We start from the raw sequence: 2,140 nt of genomic DNA, 5'->3' as shown, positions 1-2,140 counted from the left end.
ATCGGCGTTTAAACGGGACCCCTTATCGGCGTCCAAAAAGTACCCCTCCTTTAGGTTGCAAGGTTTAGCGTGCGCGGGCCCGGAACTTTAAATTTAGTGCAGGGTCTGCGCGCGCGGGTCGTTAGCGTTCTTCGGCTTTAGCTTTGAGAGCGGTTTTTGAAGCGCCACGATTCATTTCCCGTTTCAACGATCTCGCAATGATGGGTAAGCCGGTCGAGCAGAGCGGCGGTCATTTTTGCGTCGCCGAAGACAGTCGGCCATTCGCCGAACGTCAGGTTTGTGGTGACGATGATTGAAGTCCGCTCGTAGAGCTTGCTGATGAGGTGGAACAGCAACTGTCCGCCGGCCTGGGCGAACGGAAGATAGCCAAGCTCGTCCATAATGACGAAGTCGAGCCTTGTGATAAAGTCGGCAAGACGCCCCTGCTTACCATTACGCGCTTCCGTTTCAAGACGATTGACGAGATCGACGACGTTGTAGAAGCGCCCGCGCGCGCCGTTGCGGATCAATGCACGGGCAAGTGCGATGGACAAATGGGATTTTCCAGTGCCAGTTCCTCCAACGAGGACGATATTGTGCTGCTCGGCAAGGAAAGCTCCGCTCGCGAGCTGGCGCACCAGTCCCTCGTTGACCGGCGTGTCAGTAAAGTCGAAGTCGTCGATGTCCTTGGCCAGCGGCAGCTTTGCGACGGTGATCTGGTATTTGATTGAGCGCGCTTGTTTCTCGGCGATCTCCGACTGCAACAGGTCGCCGACAATGCGCGGTGGCTCGTGCTGGCGCTTGATGCCAGAGGCCATGATCTCGTCATAGGCACTGCGCATGCCGTAAAGCTTCAGCGTGCTCATCATGTCGAAGATTTGAGATCGTTCCATATCAGCTTGCCCTCCTGAGGCTGTCGTAACGGGCGCAATCGGCCAAAGGTTCATGGGTTAGGTGAAGCGCATCGGGGATGGAAAGAATGGCGGCGGGCTGTGGGTCTCGCTTGCGAGCCAGAATGTTGATGATCACAGCGGCGGAAAATACACCTTGATCAAGCGCCTCCTGGCAAGCCGCTTCGACTGTAGGAAGACCGTCGATACCTACACATTCCAGGATCGACACCATTTGTCGGTCCCCATCATGCATGCTTTTAAGCTTCCGTCGAACATGCTCCATGGAAGCTGGCAGAACCCAATCAAGGAATGGTGCGCCGTTCCTCAGTGCTCCCGGTTTGCGTGTCAGGACCGGAACATAATGCCATGGATTATAAATTGTCTCGCCACGACCAAAGCAGCGTTCATGCTGGCCTATCTCGACACCATTTTGCCGTATGACGATGCGGTCGGCATAAGCATGGATCTCGGCTGGGCGGCCAACGGCAGTCGACAGCACCGAATATTTGTTGTTGTCGAAACGCACGAGGCAAGTTTTGCCGATCGAGGCCTGTATCGCGTGGAAGCCATCGAACTTGCCGGGATAGCCGACCAGATGGGACTTCTCCTCTTCGAACACCTCCCAGATAGTGCGCTTCGTCTGATCGACATGCTTATGAGCCCGGGCGTAACTGATGCATTTGTCCAGCAGCCAGCCGTTCAACTCATCGTAGGATTTGAAGCGCAGCCGCGGTGTGAAGAAGCGTTCACGGACAAGATTAACTTGATTCTCCACCTGACCTTTCTCCCAGCCCGACGCCGGTGTACAGGCCACCGGTTCGACAAGGAAATGGCTGCACATTTGCTGGAAGCGGCGATTGTATTGACGCTCTTTACCGACGAAGACTGTTTCCACTGCTGTCTTCATATTGTCGTAGATGCCGCGCGTGCAGGACCCGCCAAAAAAGGCGAATGCCCGGTCATGAGCGTCGAAGACCATCTCCTGCGTCTCGCGCGGATAGACCCGCACATACATCATCCGGCTGTGGCAGAGCCGGACATGCGCAACCTTCACGGTCGTCGTCACACCGCCTAGAACAACAATCTCGTGGCTCCAGTCGAACTGGTAAGCTTCGCCCGGTGCGTAATAAAGTGGTACATAGGCTTCCGCCGTCACAGCCCCACGCTCTTTTGTCCATGAGCGTGCATAACGCCGGACCGTATCATAGCCACCCGCGTAACCCAGATCGCGTAAATCTTCGAATATCCGGATCAGCGTCAGGCGTTCG

2 protein-coding genes are annotated in these 2,140 nt (G+C 55.8%); both read right to left on the bottom strand.

From position 1 onward, the window contains the following. Positions 1-137: 137 nt before the first annotated feature. Complete coding sequence (gene istB, locus ABE527_RS21560) at positions 138-872, bottom strand: IS21-like element helper ATPase IstB (protein ID WP_499695704.1); 735 nt, start codon at positions 870-872, stop codon at positions 138-140. Position 873: 1 nt separating this feature from the next. Further along, the coding region (gene istA / locus ABE527_RS21555) for an IS21 family transposase (RefSeq protein WP_499698251.1) at positions 874-2,140 on the bottom strand (1,267 nt) is incomplete at its 5' end.

It is taken from the genome of Brucella sp. TWI432, assembly GCF_039674445.1.
Classification (GTDB): domain Bacteria; phylum Pseudomonadota; class Alphaproteobacteria; order Rhizobiales; family Rhizobiaceae; genus Brucella; species Brucella chromiisoli.
Note: the sequence above shows the minus strand (reverse complement) of the source record. Positions and strands in the feature narration are given on the sequence as shown.

Bases quoted from the DNA above. Each gene is read 5' to 3' on its own strand.
- istB (WP_499695704.1), bottom strand. From the start codon at position 872: ATGGAACGATCTCAAATCTTCGACATGATGAGCACGCTGAAGCTTTAC.